This window comes from Shewanella halotolerans (assembly GCF_019457535.1).
In the GTDB taxonomy this organism is placed as follows: Bacteria; Pseudomonadota; Gammaproteobacteria; order Enterobacterales; family Shewanellaceae; genus Shewanella; species Shewanella halotolerans.
Genome location: NZ_CP080417.1, coordinates 3,032,957 through 3,055,382 on the forward strand (window position 1 = coordinate 3,032,957; position 22,426 = coordinate 3,055,382).

General features: G+C 54.0%; 22 protein-coding genes. All 22 read right to left on the reverse strand.

All coding sequences use genetic code 11. From position 1 onward, the window contains the following. Positions 1-3: 3 nt before the first annotated feature. Positions 4-2,103: a flagellar biosynthesis protein FlhA gene (flhA, locus tag K0H81_RS13155; RefSeq protein WP_220058615.1), complete on the reverse strand. Its 2,100-nt coding sequence runs from the start codon at positions 2,101-2,103 to the stop codon at positions 4-6. 152 nt (positions 2,104-2,255) lie between these two features. Further along, positions 2,256-3,389: a flagellar biosynthesis protein FlhB gene (gene flhB, locus K0H81_RS13160; RefSeq protein ID WP_220058616.1), complete on the reverse strand. Its 1,134-nt coding sequence runs from the start codon at positions 3,387-3,389 to the stop codon at positions 2,256-2,258. After that, positions 3,389-4,186 (reverse strand): flagellar biosynthetic protein FliR, encoded by a 798-nt coding sequence (gene fliR / locus K0H81_RS13165; RefSeq protein ID WP_144204210.1) that lies wholly within the window; start codon positions 4,184-4,186, stop codon positions 3,389-3,391. Before fliR ends, flhB begins: the two co-directional genes overlap by 1 nt. 42 nt (positions 4,187-4,228) lie before the next feature. Next, entirely contained in the window at positions 4,229-4,498 is a 270-nt protein-coding gene (gene fliQ, locus K0H81_RS13170) for a flagellar biosynthesis protein FliQ (RefSeq protein WP_011865178.1), read from the reverse strand. Positions 4,499-4,506: 8 nt separating this feature from the next. Beyond that, positions 4,507-5,259: a flagellar type III secretion system pore protein FliP gene (gene fliP, locus K0H81_RS13175; RefSeq protein WP_286670558.1), complete on the reverse strand. Its 753-nt coding sequence runs from the start codon at positions 5,257-5,259 to the stop codon at positions 4,507-4,509. An 11-nt stretch (positions 5,260-5,270) separates the two neighbouring features. Then, the gene (gene fliO / locus K0H81_RS13180; protein ID WP_398351595.1) at positions 5,271-5,630 is read right to left on the reverse strand and encodes a flagellar biosynthetic protein FliO; all 360 of its coding nucleotides are present in this window, start codon (positions 5,628-5,630) and stop codon (positions 5,271-5,273) included. Between the two features lie 27 nt (positions 5,631-5,657). Further along, complete coding sequence (fliN, locus tag K0H81_RS13185; protein WP_011865175.1) at positions 5,658-6,041, reverse strand: flagellar motor switch protein FliN; 384 nt, start codon at positions 6,039-6,041, stop codon at positions 5,658-5,660. A gap of 25 nt (positions 6,042-6,066) precedes the next feature. Further along, on the reverse strand, positions 6,067-7,092 hold the full coding sequence (fliM, locus tag K0H81_RS13190) for a flagellar motor switch protein FliM (protein WP_011865174.1): 1,026 nt from the start codon (positions 7,090-7,092) through the stop codon (positions 6,067-6,069). 42 nt (positions 7,093-7,134) lie between these two features. After that, the gene (fliL, locus tag K0H81_RS13195) at positions 7,135-7,656 is read right to left on the reverse strand and encodes a flagellar basal body-associated protein FliL (RefSeq protein WP_144204209.1); all 522 of its coding nucleotides are present in this window, start codon (positions 7,654-7,656) and stop codon (positions 7,135-7,137) included. A gap of 98 nt (positions 7,657-7,754) precedes the next feature. Continuing rightward, on the reverse strand, positions 7,755-9,452 hold the full coding sequence (locus K0H81_RS13200; protein WP_258406292.1) for a flagellar hook-length control protein FliK: 1,698 nt from the start codon (positions 9,450-9,452) through the stop codon (positions 7,755-7,757). A 388-nt stretch (positions 9,453-9,840) separates the two neighbouring features. Beyond that, the gene (fliJ, locus tag K0H81_RS13205) at positions 9,841-10,287 is read right to left on the reverse strand and encodes a flagellar export protein FliJ (RefSeq protein ID WP_011865171.1); all 447 of its coding nucleotides are present in this window, start codon (positions 10,285-10,287) and stop codon (positions 9,841-9,843) included. A 29-nt stretch (positions 10,288-10,316) separates the two neighbouring features. Then, positions 10,317-11,657, reverse strand: a complete 1,341-nt coding sequence (gene fliI, locus K0H81_RS13210; protein ID WP_144204208.1) for a flagellar protein export ATPase FliI — start codon at positions 11,655-11,657, stop codon at positions 10,317-10,319. Further along, positions 11,629-12,660 carry a flagellar assembly protein FliH gene (gene fliH / locus K0H81_RS13215; protein WP_220058618.1) on the reverse strand — a complete coding sequence of 344 codons (1,032 nt, stop codon included), beginning with the start codon at positions 12,658-12,660 and terminating at the stop codon, positions 11,629-11,631. Before fliH ends, fliI begins: the two co-directional genes overlap by 29 nt. Then, on the reverse strand, positions 12,660-13,703 hold the full coding sequence (fliG, locus tag K0H81_RS13220; RefSeq protein WP_011865168.1) for a flagellar motor switch protein FliG: 1,044 nt from the start codon (positions 13,701-13,703) through the stop codon (positions 12,660-12,662). The genes fliH and fliG overlap by 1 nt, the downstream gene beginning before the upstream one ends. Then, on the reverse strand, positions 13,696-15,393 hold the full coding sequence (gene fliF / locus K0H81_RS13225; RefSeq protein ID WP_220044738.1) for a flagellar basal-body MS-ring/collar protein FliF: 1,698 nt from the start codon (positions 15,391-15,393) through the stop codon (positions 13,696-13,698). Before fliF ends, fliG begins: the two co-directional genes overlap by 8 nt. A gap of 58 nt (positions 15,394-15,451) precedes the next feature. After that, positions 15,452-15,784, reverse strand: a complete 333-nt coding sequence (gene fliE, locus K0H81_RS13230) for a flagellar hook-basal body complex protein FliE (protein WP_011865166.1) — start codon at positions 15,782-15,784, stop codon at positions 15,452-15,454. 196 nt (positions 15,785-15,980) lie between these two features. Further along, positions 15,981-17,324 (reverse strand): sigma-54-dependent transcriptional regulator, encoded by a 1,344-nt coding sequence (locus K0H81_RS13235; RefSeq protein ID WP_220058619.1) that lies wholly within the window; start codon positions 17,322-17,324, stop codon positions 15,981-15,983. Next, positions 17,317-18,339 carry a sensor histidine kinase gene (locus K0H81_RS13240; RefSeq protein WP_434086888.1) on the reverse strand — a complete coding sequence of 341 codons (1,023 nt, stop codon included), beginning with the start codon at positions 18,337-18,339 and terminating at the stop codon, positions 17,317-17,319. The genes K0H81_RS13235 and K0H81_RS13240 overlap by 8 nt, the downstream gene beginning before the upstream one ends. Before the next feature lie 221 nt (positions 18,340-18,560). Continuing rightward, entirely contained in the window at positions 18,561-19,994 is a 1,434-nt protein-coding gene (locus K0H81_RS13245; RefSeq protein ID WP_220044735.1) for a sigma-54 dependent transcriptional regulator, read from the reverse strand. 266 nt (positions 19,995-20,260) lie between these two features. Continuing rightward, a complete protein-coding gene (gene fliS, locus K0H81_RS13250; RefSeq protein WP_144204202.1) occupies positions 20,261-20,671 on the reverse strand; it encodes a flagellar export chaperone FliS in 411 nt (136 codons plus the stop codon). Positions 20,672-20,677: 6 nt separating this feature from the next. Then, positions 20,678-20,998, reverse strand: a complete 321-nt coding sequence (locus tag K0H81_RS13255) for a hypothetical protein (RefSeq protein WP_144204201.1) — start codon at positions 20,996-20,998, stop codon at positions 20,678-20,680. Between the two features lie 27 nt (positions 20,999-21,025). Further along, positions 21,026-22,399 carry a flagellar filament capping protein FliD gene (gene fliD / locus K0H81_RS13260; protein WP_144204200.1) on the reverse strand — a complete coding sequence of 458 codons (1,374 nt, stop codon included), beginning with the start codon at positions 22,397-22,399 and terminating at the stop codon, positions 21,026-21,028. Positions 22,400-22,426 lie beyond the last annotated feature (27 nt).

Genomic DNA, 22,426 nt, shown 5'->3' on the forward strand with positions numbered 1-22,426 from the left:
CCTCTACTGGCCGACCGCTGATACGATGCGAATTTGTTTCTCATCAGGCACCTCTTGGTAAGAGATCACCCGCAGATTTGGAATCGTATGTTTAACAAAACGCGACAGCGTCGAACGTAACATACCCGATGTCAGTAGGATGGCTGGTTGGCCCACCATTTCCTGACGCTGGGATGCGTCGAGTAACGACTTTTGCATCCTCTCGGCAAGGCTAGGTTCGATATTCGGCCCCTCGCCTCCCGTTGCCTGCATAGACTGATGCAACATCTGTTCCAATTCAGGCGCCAAAGTTATGACAGGAATTTCCGGTTCTGGACCGCTTATTTCTTGAACAATCATGCGTTTAAGTGCAATACGTACGGCGGCGGTAAGTACCTCGGTATCGTTACTCTTAGGCCCGTACTCGAGTAGGGTCTGAACTATGGTCTTCAGGTCGCGGATCGACACGCCTTCGTTAAGCAGGTTCTGCATTACCTTGACCACAGTGCCTAACGGCAAGACATCAGGAATGAAGCCACTGACCAGCTTAGGCGAATGCTTGGCCAGCATATCCATCAGCTGCTGCACCTCTTCGTAGCCCAGCAACTTGGAGGCGTTATTGGTTAACAGCTGACTCAGGTGAGTCGCCACTACGGTGGCGGCATCCACCACTGTATAACCTAGCGTCTGAGCATGTTCTCTGAGCTCAGGGGCGATCCACACAGCTTCTAAACCAAAGGCGGGATCTGTGGTCTCGACACCGTCAAGCTTGCCATAGACCTGACCTGGGTTGATGGCCAGTTCACAATCGTGACGAATATCTGCCTCTCCTGAGGCCACCCCCATTAGGGAGATCCGATAGGTGTTTGGCGCGAGATCCAGGTTATCGCGAATATGCACGGCGGGAACCAGGAAGCCCAGCTCTTGGGAGAGCTTCTTACGCACGCCCTTGATGCGGCCCAACAGCTCACCACCCTGTCCCTTATCCACCAGCGGGATCAGACGGTAGCCCACCTCCAGGCCAATGGTGTCCACCTGCTGCACATCGTCCCAGCTAAGCTCTTTAGGCTTGGCATCGCCGGGAGTCGCAGGTGAGGTCTTAGCAATCTCCAGGGCACGTTGTCTGTCGAGATCTTTCTTACGATGCAGAAAATAGGCGCCAGCCGCAGTGATCAAGCCAAAGCTGAGAAAAGCGAAATGCGGCATGCCAGGCACTATGCCCATGGTCAGCAGGACGCCGGCGGCGATGGCCAGCGACTTAGGGTTGTCGAACATCTGGCTCATCACCATCTGTCCCATGTCGCCAGATTCATTCTGACGGGTCACCATCAAGGCCGCCGCAATAGAGAGCAAGAGGCCAGGGATCTGCGCCACCAGGCCGTCACCGATAGTCAACAGGGTGTAGATCTCGACCGCAGAGGAGAAGTCCAGCCCGTGCTGCGCCATACCTATGACGAAACCGCCCAGTATGTTGATCACCAGAATCATGATACCGGCGATGGCATCCCCTTTTACAAACTTAGAGGCACCATCCATTGCACCATAGAAGTCGGCTTCCTTGGTCACTTCGGCGCGGCGAATGCGGGCCTGATCCTGATTGAGGATCCCGGCGTTAAGGTCGGCGTCAATTGCCATCTGCTTACCTGGCATGGCATCCAGGGTAAAGCGAGCACTCACCTCAGAGATACGTCCGGCACCCTTGGTTACCACGGCGAAGTTGATGATGATCAGGATAAGAAACACCACCAGACCCACAGCATAATTACCGCCAATCACCACAGAGCCGAAAGCCTCAATCACCTTACCCGCGGCGTCGCCACCGTTGTGCCCCTCAAGCAAGACGATACGGGTCGAGGCGACGTTAAGCGCCAAACGCAGCAAGGTAGCAACCAGCAGCACAGTGGGAAAGGCAGCAAAATCTAGGGGGCGGTCGGTATAGATGGCCACTAGCAAGACCACCAGGGCCAAGGCGATATTAAAGGAGAACAGGATATCCAGCAGGAAGGCCGGCATGGGCAAGACGATCATCGCCAGCGCCGCAAGCACCAATATGGGCGTACCTATCCCTTTAAAATTGGCGGGTTTTACCTGTTTTATCTGACCGAGCGTTGCTTTCAAATCCATCAATCTAGCGCCTGAACTTTGACATCTAGCAAGGATTCAGCAAAAAGTACGCCAACTTAAGGCCGGCTTAGTTCGCAGCGACTCAAGCGGATAACAAACGAACAAATATCAAACAGTACAGACGCAAAATAAGAGTTAACCAGCTTAAAACGTTAGTATTTTAGCTCATCTGGGATCGGCTGATTAATAGGGATAGGTGTCGGCCGCTTACCACCTTTTTGCTGATACTGACGCAGTTGGAACACATAGGCCAATACCTGGGCCACGGCAGTAAACAGCCCCTCGGGGATCTCCTGATCTATTTTGGTGGTGTGATAGATAGCCCTGGCCAATGGCGGCGCCGAGACGATAGCGACATCATGCTCGCGGGCGATCTCACGGATCTTAAAGGCGACATCATCCACCCCTTTGGCAAGAACATAGGGCGCCGCGGCCTTGGTCACATCATACTTCACCGCCACGGCGTAGTGCTCTGGATTAACGACGATGACATCGGCATTGGGCACCTCGGCCATCATGCGCCGCTGGGCCATCTCACGCTGCATCTGACGCACCCGGCCTTTCACCTCAGGCTGACCCTCGGTGTCCTTGTACTCGTCCTTGATCTCCTGCTTGGTCATTCTCAGCTGTTTATTGTGGTTCCAGATCTGAAACGGCACGTCGATCACCACGATAATCACGGTAGAGGAGCAAAGCACAATAAACATCCACACCAGCAGATCCAGGGCATTATAGACATTGCCCGGCAGATGCCCCTGGGACAGGGTAAGAATATCGGTGAAATAGTAGCTCAGCAGCAGATAGGCCATCAGGGCCACCACGGAGAATTTAGCGATCCCCTTGGTCAGCTCCACCAAGGCCTGCACCCCGAACATACGCTTAAAGCCGCTGATGGGGTTCATCTTATTGCCCTTAGGCATGAAAGCCTTGGCCGAGAAGGTGATGCCTCCGAGCACGACATTCCCCAGGAAGGCGATAAAGGCGAGAAACAGCACGAAGCTGGCCATAGGTATCGCCAGCTCCTTAAAAACCATCATCCAGATATTGAACAGACTATTGGTGTCGTAGATCTCCTGCCTGCTCATGGTAAACAGGTTCGTCATCACGCTCATCAATGACTGGCCCAAGCTCGGCCCTATGACGGCAAATCCAACCGCCGCCGACATCAACACAGCAGAGGTGCCCAGCTCCTTAGATCGGGCTACCTGCCCTTTCTCTCGCGCCTGTTCGCGTCGCCTGGGGGTCGCCTCTTCGGTCTTCTCCTGACTGGTATCGTTATCGGCCATCAGAAGCTCCCTGCAGTGCTACATTGCAGCTGCACCAGATCGCACAGCAACAACTGGGCCGAACGCCAGACCTCGTCGAAATGCGCCATGATAGGCGTCAAGGTCAACCAGAGAATAATCAAACCACTCACCATGGTCACGGGGAAACCGATGGCGAAGATGTTAAGTTGCGGCGAGGCGCGGGTCATCACCCCAAAAGAGAGGTTGATCAGCAAGAGCGCCACAATCGCCGAAATAGACATGGTCAGCGCCGCGCCGAACATATAGGCGCCCCAGTCCGCCAGACGCCGATAGCTGGCGATGCTTATTCCTTGCATAGACACGGGAATGGTATCGAAGCTGGCCACCAACATGCGGATCATCACCAGATGACCATCCACCGCCAGGAAGATCATGGTCGTCAGTAGTAAGAAGAAGTTACCGATAACCGGGGTCTGCTGGCCTGATCCGGGGTCCACCATGGAGGCGAAACCTAGGCTGGTCTGCATGCCAATGATCTGCCCGGTCAACACGAAGGTCTGCATGATAAGCAAGGTGACAAACCCCATGGCGACGCCAATCAAGATCTGCTGCACGGTCACGAACACGGCGCCTAATGAAAATAGCTCGACCTCGGTATTGACCGGCAACATGGGAGCGATGGCGAAGGTGATCGCCACCGAGAGCAGCAGGCGCACCCGAGTCGGTGTGGTATTGGCGCCAAATACCGCCATCACCATCAACATGCTCGACACTCGAAACAGCGGCCACATATAGGCCGACAGCGTCTGCATGATAGTCGATAGCAAGATCTCCATCTCAGCGACGCTCGATAGCCGGACGGGCGCGGCGCTTCATGGCTAGCCCACCACCTGGGGGATAAGATTCACCATCTGCAAGAAAAACTCCATCATGGTCTGAACCAGCAGATGGCCTAAGATCATCAGGGCGAAGAGTGTGGTTAACAGACGCGGCAGGAAGCTCAGGGTCTGCTCGTTAATCGAGGTCGCCGCCTGAAACACAGCCACCACCAGACCGACCACCAGCCCGGGCACGATGATCATCGACACTATGGTCACGATAACCGATAGGGCTTCACGAAAGATGTCGATGAGGGCTTCGGGTGTCATAACGGCTCCTAGATCCCAAAACTATTGGCCAGGGTGCCCATCACCAGGCTCCAGCCATCCACCAACACAAACAACATGATCTTAAAGGGCAAGGAGACGATCATCGGCGACAGCATCATCATACCCATGGCCATCAGGATACTGGCCACCACGAGATCAAGCACCAGGAAGGGCACAAACAACATGAAGCCTATCTGGAAGGCAGTCTTGAGTTCACTGGTGATAAAGGCCGGGATCAGCACGCTCATGGGCGCATCTTCCGGAGATTGAATATTCTGATAGCCAGAGATCTCGACAAAGGTCTCCAAATCCGTGAGCCGGGTCTGGGCCAACATAAAGGCCCGCAGCGGCTCCTTGCCCTTGTCATAGGCCTGCTCTATGGTCATGGTCTCGTCGATATAGGGCTTCACCGCCTGGTCGTAGATCTTGTCGAACACGGGCGCCATGATGAAGAAGGTCATAAACAGACTCATGCCGATCAGCACCTGATTCGACGGCGTCTGCTGCAGGCCGATCGCCTGGCGCAGAATCGACAGCACCACTATGATGCGGGTAAACGAGGTCAGCATGATGACCATGGCGGGCAGAAAACTCAGCGCCGTCATCAGCAGCAATATCTGCATGGTCACCGAATATTGGGTCGAGCCATCGGCGCCTGTGGTGACAGTTACCGCGGGGAGAATCCCATCCTGGGCCAGTGCCAGTTGCGGCGCCATCACGGCCAGGAGTAAAAAGAGTGGGGTCAAGATCCGTTTCATGATTTTTATTGGGTTCATGACTGTGATGACTTTGCCTGACGCAGACGGCTGGCAAAGGAGTCCTGTTCTATGGTGATAGGGGTATCGAGTTTATCGATAAGCGAAACCTGCTGCGGCGTGACCCCCAGCAGGTATTGTTGGCCATCGACCTCGACCAACACCATCTTCTCTCTCTGCCCCAGCGGCGTGACCGCCAGAGTCTTAAGCACGCCATGGGAACTGGGCACAAGCTTGAGGCGCTTGACCAGGTAGGCGAGCAGGAAGATCAAGGCGATCACCACCAGTAAGCCACCCAGCATATTGGTCATGGTGGCCAATGCCGACTCTCGCTCACCGGTTACCTGAGTAGTCGTCGCGGCGGCCGCAACGGCCATCAAGGATGAGATCCCCATAGGCCTTCCTTATTTGAGTTTCTTAATACGCTCGGTTTGGCTGATAACGTCGGTGAGACGAATACCAAACTTGTCGTTGACCACCACCACTTCACCGTGGGCGATCAGGGTACCGTTTACCATCACATCCAGCGGCTCACCGGCCACCCGGTCAAGCTCCACCACAGATCCCTGGTTGAGCTGCAGCAGGTTACGAATATTGATGAAGCTGCGGCCCACCTCCATGGAGATGGTCACAGGAATATCCATGATGGTATCGAGTTTGGCCGCTTCCTCTTCGGTCAGCGGCTTTGAGCTATCGGCCAGCTCGTCGAGTTCGACCGCCTGAGCCTCCTCCAGCGCCTGTTCGGCCATGGCTGCGGCCCAATCGTCACCTGTATCTTCTGTGCTCATTGATTTCTACCTTAAACGCATTCCATTAAATATTGTTGAGATCCCGAGACTTACTCTTCTTAGTCACAAGTTGTAGCTCAGTCTTTACCGTCTCGGGCCTTGGGATCTTCTCCCGGATATTCAGGGCCAAATTCTCACGCGAACGCCCCAGCTTACAGCGATATGTGGGCAGGTCCTCGACCCGCAGCACGATATATTCGGGCATCTCCACCGGAATAATGTCGCCGGCCTTAAAGCCCATCACATCCTTCAGCGAGATCTCCTTCTCGACTATGGTGGCATCCAGGCCCACCTCGACGTCCATGATCTCATCCTTCAGGGCCTGAGACCAACGCATGTCGGTATCTTGGGTATCGCTCTGTACCCCGGCATCAAGCAGTTCACGAATCGGCTCGATCATCGAATATGGCATGGTGATATGGAAATCACCGCCGCCACCGTCCACCTCGATGTGGAAAGAGCTCACCACCACCACCTCGGTCGGGCTGACGATATTGGCCATCGCCGGGTTCACCTCGGAGTCGAGATAATCGAACTCGACATCCATCACAGGCGCCCAGGCTTCCTTATAATCTTCGAAGATGATCTTCAAAAGCAGCTGCACGATACGCCGCTCGGTGGGAGTAAATTCCCGCCCTTCGATCTTGGCGTGAAAACGACCGTCGCCGCCGAAGAAGTTATCCACCAGGATAAACACCAGGCGGGCCTCCATGGTGATCAGCGCAGTCCCCTTCAAGGGACTGAAACGCACCATATTCAGGCTGGTCGGTACAAACAGGGTGTGGACATATTCGCCAAATTTGAGCATCTGCACGCCGTTGATCGACACCTCGGCCGCGCGGCGCATCATGTTAAACATGCTGATCCTCAGATGGCGGGCAAAACGCTCGTTGACGATCTCCAGGGTCGGCATACGACCACGGACTATACGATCTTGTGATGAAAAGTCATAGGCGCGCGCATCGAGCGCGTCACTCACCTCTTCCTCTTCGACGTCGTCGACACCATGAAGTAGCGCATCAATTTCGTCTTGGCTTAATAGATCACTCACAATATCGTCCTATCATACTTGTTAGCTTATAAGTCACCGGCATTACTGCATCACGAAGCCGGTAAACAGCACCTTTTCAACCACTTTACGTCCGGTCACAGGTTGCAGGGTATTTTGCACATTCAGCAGGGCCAACTGGCGCAGCTCATCCTTACCGGCAAGGGAGCTGAGCTTCTGCACATCGGCGCTACTAAAGGTGGTCAGCAGCGCATCCTCGATAAGCGGAATATGCTTCTTGATCAAGACGTCATCGTCAGAGCCACGCACCATGAGCTGCACCTTGATCTCCACCAGACGGGAGCGATTCTGCCCAGGCAGGTTAAACAGGAAGGGTCTCGGCATCCCCACATAGAAGGCTTCACGGCTGTTTGCCGGCTCGCTCTGCTCGGTTTGCTCCCCTTCGGCCATGGTCTCATCACTCGGCTCATCGCCCGACAGCAACAACCAGGCACCCACGCCCAGCAAGACCACCAAGAGTGCACCAATGGCCGCAAAGATAATGAGCTTCTTCTTGCTCTTAGGCTCTACATTCTCTTCAAGTTCTAACGATTCTTCTTCCGCCATCTCTTATCCCTATCACACTCGGCTCACACTCAGCATCGTCATGATTTTTAGCGCATATCAAACGATTGGGCAATCATACCAACCTATAGGTTACCTGCTTACGCGTAATAATCTATACCCGAACGATAACTTGTTGCGTTATTCGACACTAACAGGCTCTCTTCTGCCGAAATTTCATCCATCTCAGACAGACCATGGCCCACTCCCTCGCCTTGCTCGCCGTTACCGCCCTGCTCTTTACCGCCTTGGGAGACGTTGCTGTCGGTCAGCTGCATCCCCTGCTCGGCCAGTAGCTCCCGCAGACGTGGAATGGCTTGCTCGACCAGATCCCGCGTCTGAGTCTGGGTCACATGAAATTGCACCTGGGTCTGGTCACCCTGCACCTGAACCCGAACCATCATGTGGCCAAGCTCGGGTGGATCCAATCGAATCTCCGCCTGCTGTACGCCTTGGCTCACCATGGCCACCAGCTGCTGACGCATCACGGGCGAGAACTTATGGATCATCTCCTGCATCTGCGTCACAGGTTCGCCCTGTGGCTTGATAGAGACTTGATATTGCGGCAGGGCCTCATTTCTTGCACCTTGCAAGCCCTGCAGCGATAAGCCGTTAAGCTTGCTATCTGCCGCAGCATCTGGCATTTCGCCAGCCTTTGGCGACATGGTCACCGCTAGGCTAGCCCCCTTCAGCAGCTCCTGCGCAGCTTTGCCGTCGCGGCCCTCCGCGGCCGAGGTCATCTTCAACTCGCCATTTTGTGCCTGCTCGGCGGCAAGCTTGCCGTCTGCTAGCTTAGGCTCACTAAACTTTGCTTCACCAACCTTGGCTTCACCCAATATGACTTTCGCGCCCTTCTCATTAACGGCACCATTCTCGCCGCTCGCGTTATTGGCCGAGGTTAGGCCTGCTTGACTAATCTCAATCTGATTTAGCCCAAGCTGATTTAGTCCCGCCTGACTGGTCCCGCCTGCGCCTTGTGAAGGCTCAGTTTGAGTTGCAGCAAGGTTAATCTGCGACTGACTCGCCATGGCCGAGAGATATTGCTTGGCGTCATTAATAAGTGCCGCCAGCTTGGCAGCATCACTCTCTAGCGCCTTGGCTTGACCAGGCTCACCATTTCCAGACTTATTCTTACCCGCTATGCCATGTATAAGCCCTTCTAGCATCTGCGGCGGTAAGGCCGTCAGCTCATCCTTGGACAAACCGGTTTGCGCCATCACCTCACTTAAAGCATCTTCGGGAAGCTGAGCCAATATCGCCTCGCTCCCTAAGCCATTTGGATTGATGACGGGTAAGATATGATCATCTCCGGCCCCGGGTTTAAGCAGCTCTCCTATGTCCTCTAGGGCCGCTTTTTCACTATCGACCTTATCTTTAGCCCCTTTTACAAAGGTAAGAAACAACTCGCTGTCGGCAGATGATTCACCATCAGCGTCACCCGGCGGCAAAATGACGCCGTCGGCGGCAATTTCCGCCTCATCCCCCAGCTTGTTCGCCAGATGGATCTGCGCCAGCACGTTGGAGACATCGTCACTCTCTTTATCCTGCGCGGGCGCCTTCTCCTGCTTAGCATCGGTCTTAGCAGTGTTATCGCCTTGAGCCGTGTTTTCGACCTGGGACTGCGAGCGCGGTTTCGCCTCTGAGTTCACCTCACCCTGACCGCTCGCCTTAGCCAAAGCCTCTGAAAACACTTTGTTTTCTGACTTTGACTCTGCGGTCGACTTCGCATCTGATGCACTGGGCAACACCCCGCCTTTCTCTTTGCCGGGCTCGACATTGGATAGGAGTATTTGGGTCATCTGTGGCATGCTTCCTCCAACACTCATCTTGGGCACGACAAAGTCACGTGCCACCCGAGCGTCAATTATTCGCTAAGCTTTGGACTCATTGGCCCTTACTAATCAATATCAAGCAATAAAAATGCCAAGTTAATCATACCAATCCTAGTAAATAACTGATCATGCTAGCTTGTTAAAATGCCCGATAACGACGTTATTATTTTTGATTGTAGAATAACTAGTTATCGAAAAATCATGCATTATTTCGAACGTTTTTCCTACGCTACTTCTGATCACTTACTTACCGTAATTGGTATTACAATTTGACTTGAAAAAAGTGGCGAGACGGAAGAATGGTTTTGAGGAAATTAAAGAGATGCCAGCCTCTACTCATGTACCTATTAGGGGATTAACGGGTGGACTGACGGAAAAACTGCTGAGAGGCAAACTCGTCGATCATCTTCTGTTCCTGTTTGGCCTCAAACTTTTGTTTTGCTTCGGCCTTGTGTGCGAGTAACAGCTCGACCGCCTTACGCTTTTGTTGCTTACCCTGCCAATACTGCTGAGCCTTCTGACGCTGCTTATCCGTCTCCGACACGGCAAAGACCTGCTTCTCGATCGCTTCGTCGATCTGACGGATAAACTGATGAAACTGATGGTAGCTGCTGGCGGCAATCACTTGCCCCTGTTGCGCCTCCATCTGTTTCATGTAATCGAGACGATACTGCTGCAGGGCATCGAGCTGCTGGCGGCACTTGTTGAGCGTCAGCTGCACGCCTCTTAGCTGAGTCGCCGCGGCCTCCTCGGCGTCGAGGGCTAACTTGAGTACTGTCTCTAAGGGATCATGCTTTGCCATGGCCGTTACGCTCTCCGATAAAATTCAGGCTAGACCTGACACTGGGCGCTCAATTGCCCCAGCATCAAGGCGCTGGAATCGAAGCTGATGGCTTCCTTCATGGTCTGGCGCAAGAAGGCATTCATGGCTGGCTGCAGCCTTATGGCGTTATCGATACGAGGGTCACTCCCCTGAGTATAGGCACCGATAGAGATAAGGTCGCGGTTCTGTTGGTAAAGAGAATACATCTGCTTCACCCGGCGTGTCGCCTCCAGATGAGCATCACTGATCACCATAGGTGCCACACGACTGATAGAGGCCTCGACATCGATGGCCGGGTAATGACCCGAATCGGCTAATGCCCGCGATAAGACGATATGACCATCGAGGATCGCCCGCGCCGCATCCGCGATCGGATCCTGCAGGTCATCCCCCTCGGTCAGCACGGTATAGAAGGCGGTAATTGAGCCCTGGCCAGCGCCGCCGTTGCCAGCGCGCTCCACCAGTTTAGGCAGCTTGGCAAACACAGAGGGCGGATAGCCCTTGGTGGCCGGCGGCTCACCGACGGCCAGGGCGATCTCACGCTGGGCCTGGGCGTAACGGGTCAGGCTATCCATCAGCAGCAATACGTTATAACCCAGATCGCGAAAATACTCGGCGATACGGGTCGAGGTCTCACAGGCTCGAAGACGCATCAGCGGCGAGGTATCGGCGGGCGCCGCCACCACCACGCTGCGGGCACGTCCCTCGGCGCCCAGGATCTCCTCGATAAACTCTTTCACTTCGCGGCCACGCTCACCGACCAGACCAACCACGATCACATCGGCCGTGGTGCCCCGGGTCATCATGCCCAGCAGCACACTCTTACCCACACCCGAACCGGCAAACAGGCCCATACGTTGTCCCTTACCTACAGTCAACATGGCGTTGATGGCGCGCACCCCCACATCCAAAGGTTCACTGATGGCGCGGCGCGCCAAGGGATTTAACATGGTGGCATGGCGAGTGGCTTTCTGATCGGTATGCAGCTGCCCCAAGCCGTCAATCGGCGCACCATTGCCATCGAGCACGCGGCCAAGCAGGCCCATGCCGACATTCAGCCCTGTCTGCTCACCCAGCGGCGTCACCTTGGCACCTGGCATTACGCCGCTTAGCTCCTCGATGGGCATCAAATAGAGTAGCTTGTCATCGAAGCCTATCACCTCGGCGATCAGATCTCCTGCCATGGTGGCTATGCTACACAGACTGCCCACGGGCGCCTTGCAGCCGGTAGCCTCCAGCGTGAGGCCCACCACGCGCACCAGCTGGCCCGAGGCCTCCGGCATAAAAGGGGCGACCGCCTGGGTATGCTGCCTTAACTTATCAAGAAGCCGGTTTTGACGTGTCTTCATCTGGGCTCGTCTCTTGCGGTGCTTCCGGTGCAATCTGGTCGCTCGGCGCGACTTGCGATGCGTCAACTGCTTGCGTTTGTTGCGGATCGCTTGCCTGGCTATCTGTTTCGAGGCCCGCTTGCGCAGCGTCGCCGTCTAGGTCTTGGTTTTGGTCTTGGTTTTGGTCTTGATGCTCGGGAAGCTTCTCCATGGCAGCTATCTGTTGTAGCCTTTGCTGCTCGAGGCGCTGCTCACTGGCGATAAGCTTATCGAACACCGCCTTGATGCGATGCTCCAGCCCCATATCCACCCGGCTACGGCTGTTGCTTACGATACACTCGCCGCGGCTCAAGGTTGGGTCTGCCTCTAACTCCCAATGATTTTTTGTTAGCTGCGCGCTTTCATAGAGTCGCTCGACGATAGCGAGATCCTCTGGATGTAGACGCAGATGCGCCCCCTGCTCCTTGAGCGGTAGGGCGTCGACCCCTTGACGCAGGGCGGCGAGAATATGTTCGGGATGTGTCTTAAGCTCATGGCCGATCACCGCCTTGGCCAGGGTCATGCTGAGTTGAACCAGGGCTTGTTCTATTTCGGTGTCGAGCAGGGAAAGCGGCATTGATAGCTGCTGCATCAGGGCTTCAAATTTCGCAATCGTCTGTTTGGCCTCGGCGAGGCCGGCCTCCATACCCTGAGCCTGGCCTTGACGGTAGCCCTCTTCGTGGCCCTGCTCCAGGCCTTTCAGTCTGCCCTCTTCCAAGCCTTTGGCCATGCCGGCTTCCTGGCCCTGAGCGAAGCCTTCGGCCTCGGCCTCAGCGCGGATCGACTCGATCTCTTCCAGGGTGGGAGGCATAACGGGCTCATCGATCGGCTTTGCTGCCTTTTGCGGCGCGATGCGGCCGAACATGTTCTCCTTGGGCTCATTCACCACAGGAGTTACATCGGGCAGCTGCCAATGGCTAAAATCGGCTTGTGTGGTGTGTACGCCTTGGCCCTCTTGGGGCTTCTTGTCGCCAGACATGGTCATTAGAGGAACTCTTCTCCGCCGCTACCACCTAGAATGATCTCACCGGCATCGCTTAAGCGACGAGCAATAGAGAGGATCTCCTTCTGAGCCACTTCCACTTCGCTGATCCGTATTGGGCCCATGGCTTCGAGATCGTCTTTAAGCAGCTCGGCGGCACGCTTGGACATGTTGCCGAGGATCTTCTCTTTGAGTTGATCGTCCGCGCCCTTGAGGGCTTTCATCAACACATCCTGCTGTACTTCACGCAGCAAGGTCTGAATCCCCATGTCGTCGACATCTGCCAGGTTTTCGAAGACAAACATCAGATCTTGGATCTGCTGCGCCATCTCTTCGTCGGTCTCGCGCAGCGTCTCCATTAGCTGGCTTTCGACGCCAGTATCCAGGTAGTTCATGATGTTGGCCGCCGCCTTCAGGCCGCCCATCTTCGCCGCCTGCGCGCCGCCCTGACCGGCAAACTGTTTCTCCATGATGTCGTTTAGCTCTTGCAGCGCCGCCGGTTGCACCTCTTCGAGGTTGGCGATACGCATCATCAAATCTAGACGGGTATTTTCCGGTGCCTGGGCAAAAATTTCGGCGGCCTGATCCGGCTCGAGATAGGAGAGCACAATCGTCTGGATCTGCGGGTGTTCGTTCTGAATGATGGTGGCCACCTGACGGGCGTCCATCCACTTGAGTGATTCTAGGCCCTTGGCACCGCCCCCCATGATGATCTGCTCGATAAGGTTACCCGCCTTATCTTCACCCAGGGCGGCGGTAAGGGCATTACGCACAAACTCTTCGCTGTTAAAGCCGATGGAGGAGTATTTCTGTACCTCCTCCAGAAACAGCTTGTGTACGCCGATCACCTTGTTTTGGCCGAAGTCTTTCATGGCCGCCATGGCCATACCCACCTTCTGCACCTGCTTAGGCTCGAGGTGTTTTAGGATTGAGGCGGCGTCGGCTTCGCTAAGGCTGAGCAGCAGGATGGCTGTCTTCTCGATACCGGTCAGATCTTTGGTATTGAACTCACCGTTAGCTGTGTCGATCTCTTTGTCTTTACTCATTTTCTTGTAACCATCCCTTGACGACTTGCGTAGACAACTCAGGCTCGTTGGCCACCAATGCACGTATGGCCTTTATCATATCATCGTCTTTATGCAGATCCGGTATCAAAATTGACCCATCGTCGGCATAGCTGTATTCCGCATCGGGACGATTGAGCATGCCAAGGGTATCGGCGGCGTATTGGTCTTCAATTTCCGCTAACTCATCACCCAAGGATGGCGCATCTGGCATCTTCTGACCATCTGGGTAGATAAGGCGCTTAAGCATAGGGCGCACCACGAACAGAATAAGCACCAGGATAATTAGACCGCCCATCACCAGCTTGATGGCTCGCCAGAACCAAGGCTCCTCATAGATGGCCAGCGCCGGCGCCTCTTCTACCAGTTGATCCATGAAGGGAACTGTGACCACCTCTATCATGTCGCCACGCTGAGTGTTGAAGCCTACGGCCCCTTCTAGCAAACGGCGTATGTTACTCAGCTCCTGCTCGGTGCGAGCAACGCGGGTCACCTGACCGTCTTCACCGGCCGGTCCCGTCTTGAAATCGACCGCCACCGACACGCTAACCCGTCTCACCACGCCCACCTGCTGGCGGGTATGGCTGATGGTGGTGTCTAGCTCATAGTTGCGGGTCGCCTCCTTGTGGCTGGAACCCGGCAGGGTCTGCTCCTGAGCGCTAGTGCCGGTGGCCTGCTGAGGAATATTGGCTTCCATCGGCGGCTGGTTGCTCAGCGCGCCGGCGATGCCGCCAGTGCTGGCACCGGTAGAGTTATTCTCAACCGTCATCTCGCTACGCACCGCGGGCAGATCCGGGTTATAACGCTTGGCGGTCTGCTCGACCGAGGTGAAGTCCATGTTCACGTCGACCTGGGCGGTAAAGTTCTCCGGTCCCAGAATCGGCATCAGAATCGATTCAATCTTGCTGCGGTATTCGGCTTCTTTCTGCTGCACCAGCTCGAGCTCGCGTCTGGCTCTGGCCGAGCCTGCGGTTTGGCTGCCTGAGTTTAGCAGGCGACCGTTAGCATCGGTGACGGTAACCCGAGTCGGCTCGAGACCGTGCACCGCCGAGGCAACGATATCTACGATGGAATCGACCTCCTCCTGACCCAGACCACCACGACGGGTATTAACCACCACGGTCGCGCTGGGCTTAGAGCGATTGCGGGCAAATACATTCTCTTTAGGAATGGCCAGGATCACCTTGGCTCGGCTGACGCTCTTTAACTCTTCGATGGTGCGCGCCAGATTTTGCTCCTGACTGTTCTTGAGTCTGGCGGCCTCCATGCGCTGGCTCACGCCAAAGCCGCTGTCTTTAGAGAGGTAGTCATCACGGTTAGGCGAGTTATCGATACCGGCGCGGCTCAGCATCATCTTGACGTCTTGGTACTGATCTTCCGGCACCTTGAGCACGTCGACATCGATCTGATAGTTGACCTTGTTCTTGTCCAGCACATCCAGAACCTGCACCATCTCCTGGGTATCCATCTTACCCAGAGGACGGTATTCGGGCTCCTGGGCCCACAACATGACGAAGACGGCCAACGCCAGACAGATAGCCAGCGCCAGGATCATGGTGATCTGTCTGAGCATGTCGACACCGCCAAACATTCCGCCGCTCGGCTTATGTTCTTCTTGTACGCCGCCTGCCAACATATCCTGTGTTGTGCCAGCGCCAGTTCCGACTACCATATCTGTGCTCACGATAAATACCTGCCGTTATCTTTCTTAATCTTTAGGGAGTCCATGCCTAGACAGGCATACTCATGATCTCTTTATAGGCTTCCACCAGCTTGTTGCGCACCTGAACGGTGGCCTCGAATGCCACGCTGGCCTTCTCTCTGGCGATCACGGTATCTGACAGTGTCACCCGGGTGTCGCCCATATCCAGACGTGTCTGCAGCGAGGATGAGGTGGCCTGCAGCGCATTTACATTGCCCACAGCTTCAGACAAGAGGCTGCCAAAGTCGCTACCACTGGTGTTCGCCACCTGCTGGGTGATATTAGGTGTGATCCCATTAGGCTTTATTTCGCCCGTGAGTGTCTGCATCTCTTGCAGTAATGAATTGGCACCTATCTGCATCTTGGCCTCCGCTATCGTCGTGAAATTGACGAAATCTATTCTTATTCAGACCAATGCAATATGTTTGCCAAAAATAGAAAAAGCCGACAAACCCAGATTGGGTGTCGGCTTCGAAATGTTCAAATGGGCGGTGGAGACGCTAAAGCGGCGGTTTGCTTCCTTCACTAACGCAGAACGACCAAAACGGCTACGCCTATCAGGCAGGGATCTGAATACCCATGTCGCGCATACGCGCCATCTTATATCTCAGGGTTCGGGCGCTGATACCCAGCTTTTCGGCCACCTGCTTGCGACTGCCGTTGCACTGATTAAGGGTCTCTAGGATGATCACATGTTCCTGTGCCTTGAGCTCATCCCCCAGCCCCTCAGGCTCGGCTACCTTTTCACTCTCAAAGATAGGTTCCAGCATCACATCCTGAGTATCGATAACGATATCCTTGGCGCAGATGGTGTCGCCTGTCTGTAAGATCAGGGCGCGCTGAACCACGTTATCCAGCTCTCGCACGTTACCCGGCCACCTGTGTCCCAATAGACGCCTGCTTGCCTGATCGTCCAGGCTTGGCGCCACGGCTAAACCGGCAGCCTTGGCATGACGCAACACTAGGTGCCTCGCCAGCGGCAAGATATCCGCCGGGCGTTGATGCAGCGCCGGCCAGGTCAGCGGGAACACATTGATGCGGTAATAGAGGTCTTCCCTAAAATCGCCTTTGGTCGCCATCGCCTTAAGATCTCGGTTAGAGGTGGCCAGCACTCGCACATCGAGTTTGATCGTCTTACGGCCGCCGAGTCGCTCGACTTCTCGCTCTTGCAACACCCTGAGCAGCTTGGCCTGCAGCCCCAAATCCATCTCGGAGATCTCATCGAGCAACAAGGTTCCGCCCTGGGCCTGTTCAAACTTACCGGGACAGGCCTGATAGGCCCCAGTAAAGGCCCCCTTCTCGTAGCCAAACAGTGTGGCTTCGAGCATATTTTCAGGAATTGCCGCGCAGTTGATTGCCACAAATGGCTCGCTGGCACGCTGGCTGTGTTGATGAATATAGCGGGCAAGCACCTCTTTACCCGAGCCACTCGGCCCCATGATCATCACAGAGGCATCGGATTGGGCCACCTTCTGAGCCAGCGCCAAGAGTGCCAGGCTACGCTCGTCGGCCACCACAGGTTGATCTTCGATAAGCTTAGGTTTGAGATAACGAGACACTTGGTTGAGCAAGACCTCAGGGGCGAAGGGTTTCGCCAGATAGTCCACCGCGCCGAGTTTAATGGCACTTACCGCACTGTCTATGGTGGCAAAAGCCGTCATCAATAAGATGGGCATCTGGGCGTTATGCTGCTGAAGATAGTTCACCAGCCCTAGGCCGCCTATCCCCTCCATCTGCACGTCGCTGATCACCATGTCGAATTCCTGGCCCTTGAGCGCGACGATGGCCGCCTCGGCCGATTCCACATCGACACAGTCATACTGCGCCAGCAACAAGGTATCGACTAGGGCTTCGCGCAGCGACGCATCATCTTCAACGAGTAATATCTTGGCTTCAGCCATGGCTTACCTCCAGCCCAGAATCGGCCGAAACAGCCGGCAGGTTAAATGAGGCGCGACATCCCTTTCCCGCGATACAATTGAGTTGCAAGCGGCCCTGATGATTTGCCACAACCGTCTGCACGACCGCTAAGCCCAGACCTGTGCCTTGGGCCTTAGTGGTGAAGAAAGGCTCTAACACCTTCTCCTGCATGTTGGCATCTAGCCCCTTACCGTTGTCGACCACCTCGAAGGCGACAGTCCCCGCCTCATCTTGGGCATTAAGCCAGATCTGACTAGCCCCGGCCTCGATACTGTTCATCACCAGATTGTTGATCGCCGAACTGAGCGCCGCCGGATTAGCCTTAAAGCGCAAGTGAGTGTCTAGCTTAAGATGCAGCTGGCAGCCCTTACGCTCGGCGATAGGCTCGCAGTTGGCCATCACGCTAGTCATCACCTGCTGCATGTCGCAAACTTCGGTCAATTCCTGCTGACGCCCCTTGGCCATCAGCAACATGTCATCCACCTGTTGTGACAGTTCGTTGAGCCTGTCGATAAGCTTGCCCTGAAAACGCTCCCGAGAGGCTTGAGTCAGCTTAGGGCTCCCCAGATTTGCGGCGTAGAGTAAGGCTGCCGACAAAGGTGTACGCACTTGATGGGCCAGGCTGGCCACCATCTTACCTAAGGCCGAGAGGCGTTGCAGATGCGAGAGATTCTTCTGTAGCAGACGGGTTTCGGTCAAGTCGGTCAAGACGATCAGCTGACCAGGCTCGGGCGTTAGCGGCGTGATCGCCAGCTTTACCCGACGACCGTTTTTCAACGAGACCTCGTGACCGTCGTCATCTTGGGGCGAAAAGGCACGGTTGATCACCTGTAACCAGCGCATCCCAGCCAGAGGTTGCCCCAACAACTGCACGGCAACGGGGTTGGCATCTGTCACCACACCATCGCCATTGAGGATCACCACGCCCGATGGCATAGCCTGGAGTATATGTTCCATGCGGCTGGAGATGGCATCGTTTGCCACCTCCCCCCCCATGACTTGGGAAGGAGCCAGTGTTACCTGCGCCTGCGCTGTATATGCCACCTTTGGATTCGCGGCCATAACCACTCCGTCAATAATTTGCTGCTAAACAGGCCGATGCAGGTAACATGCCAATTAAAAAGCTAACAAAAAGTCAGAATTAACAGAGAATTATGAGTCAGATACGACAAAGGCCCAGAAATGGGCCCTTGTTTATGGAGTGCGGCGAGCAGGAGTTAATCTTTGCTCATGCCATACTTGCGCATCTTCTCAACCAGTGTGGTACGGCGGATGCCAAGCATTTCTGCAGCGCGGGCCACCACATTGTCTTGTTGATCCAGCGCCTGGCGAATCATATCGATCTCAAGCTCGGCCAACAGGTCCTTGAGATTCACCCCTTCAGGTGGCAACTCGCTGGGGAAACGGCTCTCGGGAATATCGACCGCTACCTCATCGCTGAAGATGGAGGCCAATGCATCGCGTTCCAGCTCCTCTTCGCTGACCTGTACCTGATATTCAGGCACATCGATATGGCGGTATTTAAGCGGCAGGTCATTAACATCAACCAAGCCACCCGGATAGAGGATAGTCAGACGCTCGACCAGGTTAGAGAGTTCACGCACGTTACCCGACCAGCTATGTTCCTTGAGTGACTCAATCGCACGCTGGGTAAAACGCACCTTGCCACGTCCCTCGTTATAGACGCGGCTCACTAATTCTTGCAGCAAGAGTGGGATATCATCTTTGCGCTCGCAAAGGGCCGGCATCTCTACGGGAAACACATTGAGGCGATAGAAGAGATCTTCCCTAAACTCGCCATTGGCGATCATGGTTTCAAGCTCTCTGTGAGTCGCCGCGATGACACGCACATTGGTATGAATAGGCTTGCTGCCACCGACACGCTCGAAGACGCGCTCTTGCAACACACGCAGCAGTTTCACCTGCATCTGCAAGGGCATATCGCCTATCTCATCGAGGAACAGGGTTCCGCCTTCGGCAAGCTCAAAGCGTCCCTTACGGGCACTGATCGCACCGGTAAATGAGCCCTTCTCGTGACCGAACAGCTCACTCTCGAGTAGCTCTGGCGGGATGGCGCCACAGTTCACTGGGATGAAAGGTCCATCACGGCGATCGGAAATATAATGGATATTGCGCGCGACCACCTCTTTGCCGGTACCGGACTGGCCTAAGACTAAGACAGTAGCATCTGAACCCGCGACCTGATTGATCAGGTGACGCACCTGGGCGATACCTTCACTGCGGCCCACTAGGCTGCGAAACAGTTTTGTCTGGTTACCACTGGTAGGAATATCTGGACGCTTAGCCTGCACAAACACTTGGCAAAAATGCAGCAGCTCGGTCAATTGAGGATAATTTAACGGCTCTTCGATACACCCCAACACATTGCCTGCCGACACATCACCATTGGAACCCAACAACAAGATTGGCTGCCAAGGCATAGAGGTGGCGATAGATTGCAACAGGGTCTTGTTTTGCGCCTCTTGTGCAATCACAAGTGCTCTATAGCGGGTATTCGACATTCGAGATTCGAGTTTGTCGACGGCAAGCAACTCGACCTGCTCACCAAGAAACTCAAAAACACAAGATAAGCGATTAATTCGCTCTGACTGATTACCGACAAGTAGAATTCGTTGATCTGTATGCATCATTTAAGAAGGCCGTAAAGCACTCAGTGTTATTCGCATTAATTATTAGTGTTAGTTGCTTCGAAAGCGAGATAATCGTTTTAATCCAGTTTTCCAAAAAATGACTATCACACGGAATAGTGTATTATCAGCAGCACATTAGCAAGTATCAGATTCATTTTCTGACAAACTCATCTGATTTTAGAGCAAATTCTCAACGTATCAAGCATCGGGCGCCAATCATTTGACGCCTGACAAAAAGTTGTTGTTCAGAAAGATAGTCGAGGCGATTAAATTGCCTCTGTGTGTGATGCTAAATGGTGTTCATTTTGTGGAATCGCGTCCCACCCTTCCTTGATGGTTCGGATGATCTCGCTCACATCATCGATGGCCTTTACATCGTTATTCATGTTGGCCTCGGAGATCTTACGCAACATGAAATCATAGAGGTCGCTAAGGTTACTGGCGATCTCGCCACCTGCTTCCATATTCAAACTGTTGTTAAGCCCAGTGATAATGCCTATGGCCTTGCCGATATAGATACCTTTATTTTCTATATCATTGTTTTCTATTGCATAACGACTCTGGGCCAATCGTTGCAGCGCACCTTCAAACATCATCTGGATAATTCTGTGTGGTGAAGCGACTGAAATCTCGCTCTCTAATGACACCTTGCGATATGACTGCAGTGACTTTCTCATAAAAACCTACCTTTCTGCATCTATAGACTTATAAACATTAAGTTGGCGTTGACTCTTACGTCCGACATGCAGTAACTCTTGACGATGCTTTAACAGGCTTACCGCCTGTGTTGTAAAGCTGCTGGTTAATTCCAGCTGAGTCTGCAATAGGGCTCTGTCTTCCTCTTTAGGTGAGGCGAGCACCTCGTCGAGTAAAAGTTGACGCTTGCCAACCAAGTCTAGCAAGTTCGATACCAACTCATCCGCGTCTTCCTGTTCGGCAGGTAGCTGTTCCAGACGCCGCATGACCTGGGTAATTTGTTCGTTTAGCTTATCTAAAGGCTCCAATACACTTCCTTCTTACAACACTCTCGATTAGCCCTTCTGAGAAACAACACCTGGCAGCGAGTTCAGTCCGTTAACTATACCTGCTGACTGTTGATTCAATTTACCCACAACCAGATCCATCGCATTAAACTGCTTGAACAGACGGGCTTGTAATTGTTCCATCTTCAAAGAAAAAGCTTCTCTCTGATCATCCAAGCGTTTCTTATCGGCGGTATAGGCATTATTACGAGAATCGATCAGGCCACCACTCTTAACATAACCTTCAACTAAGGTGTCCAATCTGTTGGCCAAACCTGTGGTATCTGTCGCAAACAAGCCCTCGATGCTACTCATATCTTCACTGATGGCTTTATCAAGCTTAGTGCTATTAACCGACAGCTTGCCGTAGCGATCTGCCTCTATACCTATGTCATAGAGGGCAACCGACTGTCCACCACCAAGATCAACACGATTTGAGATCATATTACGCATCTGAGACTCAATTGAGCGTATCATCGAATCCCCCTGAAGCGCAGAGGCTTTCTCTTTCTCTGCGTCGTAGGAAGAGACCTTGTCTATGGTGCTCATCAGGTTGTTATAGGCGTCGACAAAACCCTGAACATTCTCTTTTACCGCATCTTCATCGAGTTCTATCTTAAGCACTGAGGTCTTATTAAGATCGGCGTCGGTAAGATTAAGGGTCACACCGGCAATCGCATTTTTAATTTCGTTGGTTTGCGACTGTAGCTTCTGGCCATCAATGTAGACGATTGACTCTTTGGCGGCCTGCACTTCGCTCAGATTTCCTACGCCAAACATGTCGCTAAGACCTGTACCAGAGGTATCGCTTGCAGTTACGCTGATGTTATTATCCGGCCCTTCGGTATCGGAACTGATCACCAGACGACTGCCACCATCGGTAGTGACTATCGTTGCGGTAACCCCGACATTGTCGTCGGCACTGTTAATCTTGTCTGCAATGGCTGACAGCGAGTCGCCTGCGGCCACATCGACAGAGAAACTCTGACCATTTACGGTAAAGCCGAGACTGCCCTCACCTACTGCTGCACTGGCATCGGCCGTGAAGGCCCCTGCCACCTTGTGACGCTGGGCGAGTTGCTCAACGACTATGTTATAGCTACCCGTCTGCGCATTTTTATCGGCAGTGGCCGTAAAGAAGCTGCTGTCACCGGTTGAAACCTGACGTTGATTTAGACTGCTGCCATCTTTGAGTTTTTCAAGGGCATCCTGAAACTTTGACAGAGCACTCTTTAGCGAGCCCATGGCCGAGACTTTCGCATCGATTGTGTCTTCTGTCTTATTAAAGATCGCTTCTTTAGGCACCTTCTCAGCATCAACCAGCACCCCCACAATCGTGTTGATATCAAGCCCTGAACCTATGCCTGTTGCCGTTAATGCCATAACTACCTCTACTCAAACTCCAGCTGA

What these genes read in the sequence shown, in the direction of transcription:
- fliI (WP_144204208.1), bottom strand. Translation starts at nt 11,657, where the DNA reads ATGAAGACACGTCAAAACCGGCTTCTTGATAAGTTAAGGCAGCATACC.
- fliQ (WP_011865178.1), bottom strand. Translation starts at nt 4,498, where the DNA reads ATGACACCCGAAGCCCTCATCGACATCTTTCGTGAAGCCCTATCGGTT.
- fliJ (WP_011865171.1), bottom strand. Translation starts at nt 10,287, where the DNA reads ATGGCAAAGCATGATCCCTTAGAGACAGTACTCAAGTTAGCCCTCGAC.
- K0H81_RS13200 (WP_258406292.1), bottom strand. Translation starts at nt 9,452, where the DNA reads ATGACCCAAATACTCCTATCCAATGTCGAGCCCGGCAAAGAGAAAGGC.
- flhA (WP_220058615.1), bottom strand. Translation starts at nt 2,103, where the DNA reads ATGGATTTGAAAGCAACGCTCGGTCAGATAAAACAGGTAAAACCCGCC.
- fliD (WP_144204200.1), bottom strand. Translation starts at nt 22,399, where the DNA reads ATGGCATTAACGGCAACAGGCATAGGTTCAGGGCTTGATATCAACACG.
- fliH (WP_220058618.1), bottom strand. Translation starts at nt 12,660, where the DNA reads ATGACCATGTCTGGCGACAAGAAGCCCCAAGAGGGCCAAGGCGTACAC.
- fliG (WP_011865168.1), bottom strand. Translation starts at nt 13,703, where the DNA reads ATGAGTAAAGACAAAGAGATCGACACAGCTAACGGTGAGTTCAATACC.
- K0H81_RS13245 (WP_220044735.1), bottom strand. Translation starts at nt 19,994, where the DNA reads ATGATGCATACAGATCAACGAATTCTACTTGTCGGTAATCAGTCAGAG.
- fliR (WP_144204210.1), bottom strand. Translation starts at nt 4,186, where the DNA reads ATGGAGATCTTGCTATCGACTATCATGCAGACGCTGTCGGCCTATATG.
- fliL (WP_144204209.1), bottom strand. Translation starts at nt 7,656, where the DNA reads ATGGCGGAAGAAGAATCGTTAGAACTTGAAGAGAATGTAGAGCCTAAG.
- fliN (WP_011865175.1), bottom strand. Translation starts at nt 6,041, where the DNA reads ATGAGCACAGAAGATACAGGTGACGATTGGGCCGCAGCCATGGCCGAA.
- fliS (WP_144204202.1), bottom strand. Translation starts at nt 20,671, where the DNA reads ATGAGAAAGTCACTGCAGTCATATCGCAAGGTGTCATTAGAGAGCGAG.
- fliE (WP_011865166.1), bottom strand. Translation starts at nt 15,784, where the DNA reads ATGCAGATAGGTGCCAATTCATTACTGCAAGAGATGCAGACACTCACG.
- fliF (WP_220044738.1), bottom strand. Translation starts at nt 15,393, where the DNA reads ATGGTAGTCGGAACTGGCGCTGGCACAACACAGGATATGTTGGCAGGC.
- K0H81_RS13235 (WP_220058619.1), bottom strand. Translation starts at nt 17,324, where the DNA reads ATGGCTGAAGCCAAGATATTACTCGTTGAAGATGATGCGTCGCTGCGC.
- K0H81_RS13240 (WP_434086888.1), bottom strand. Translation starts at nt 18,339, where the DNA reads ATGGGGGGGGAGGTGGCAAACGATGCCATCTCCAGCCGCATGGAACAT.
- flhB (WP_220058616.1), bottom strand. Translation starts at nt 3,389, where the DNA reads ATGGCCGATAACGATACCAGTCAGGAGAAGACCGAAGAGGCGACCCCC.
- fliO (WP_398351595.1), bottom strand. Translation starts at nt 5,630, where the DNA reads ATGGCCGTTGCGGCCGCCGCGACGACTACTCAGGTAACCGGTGAGCGA.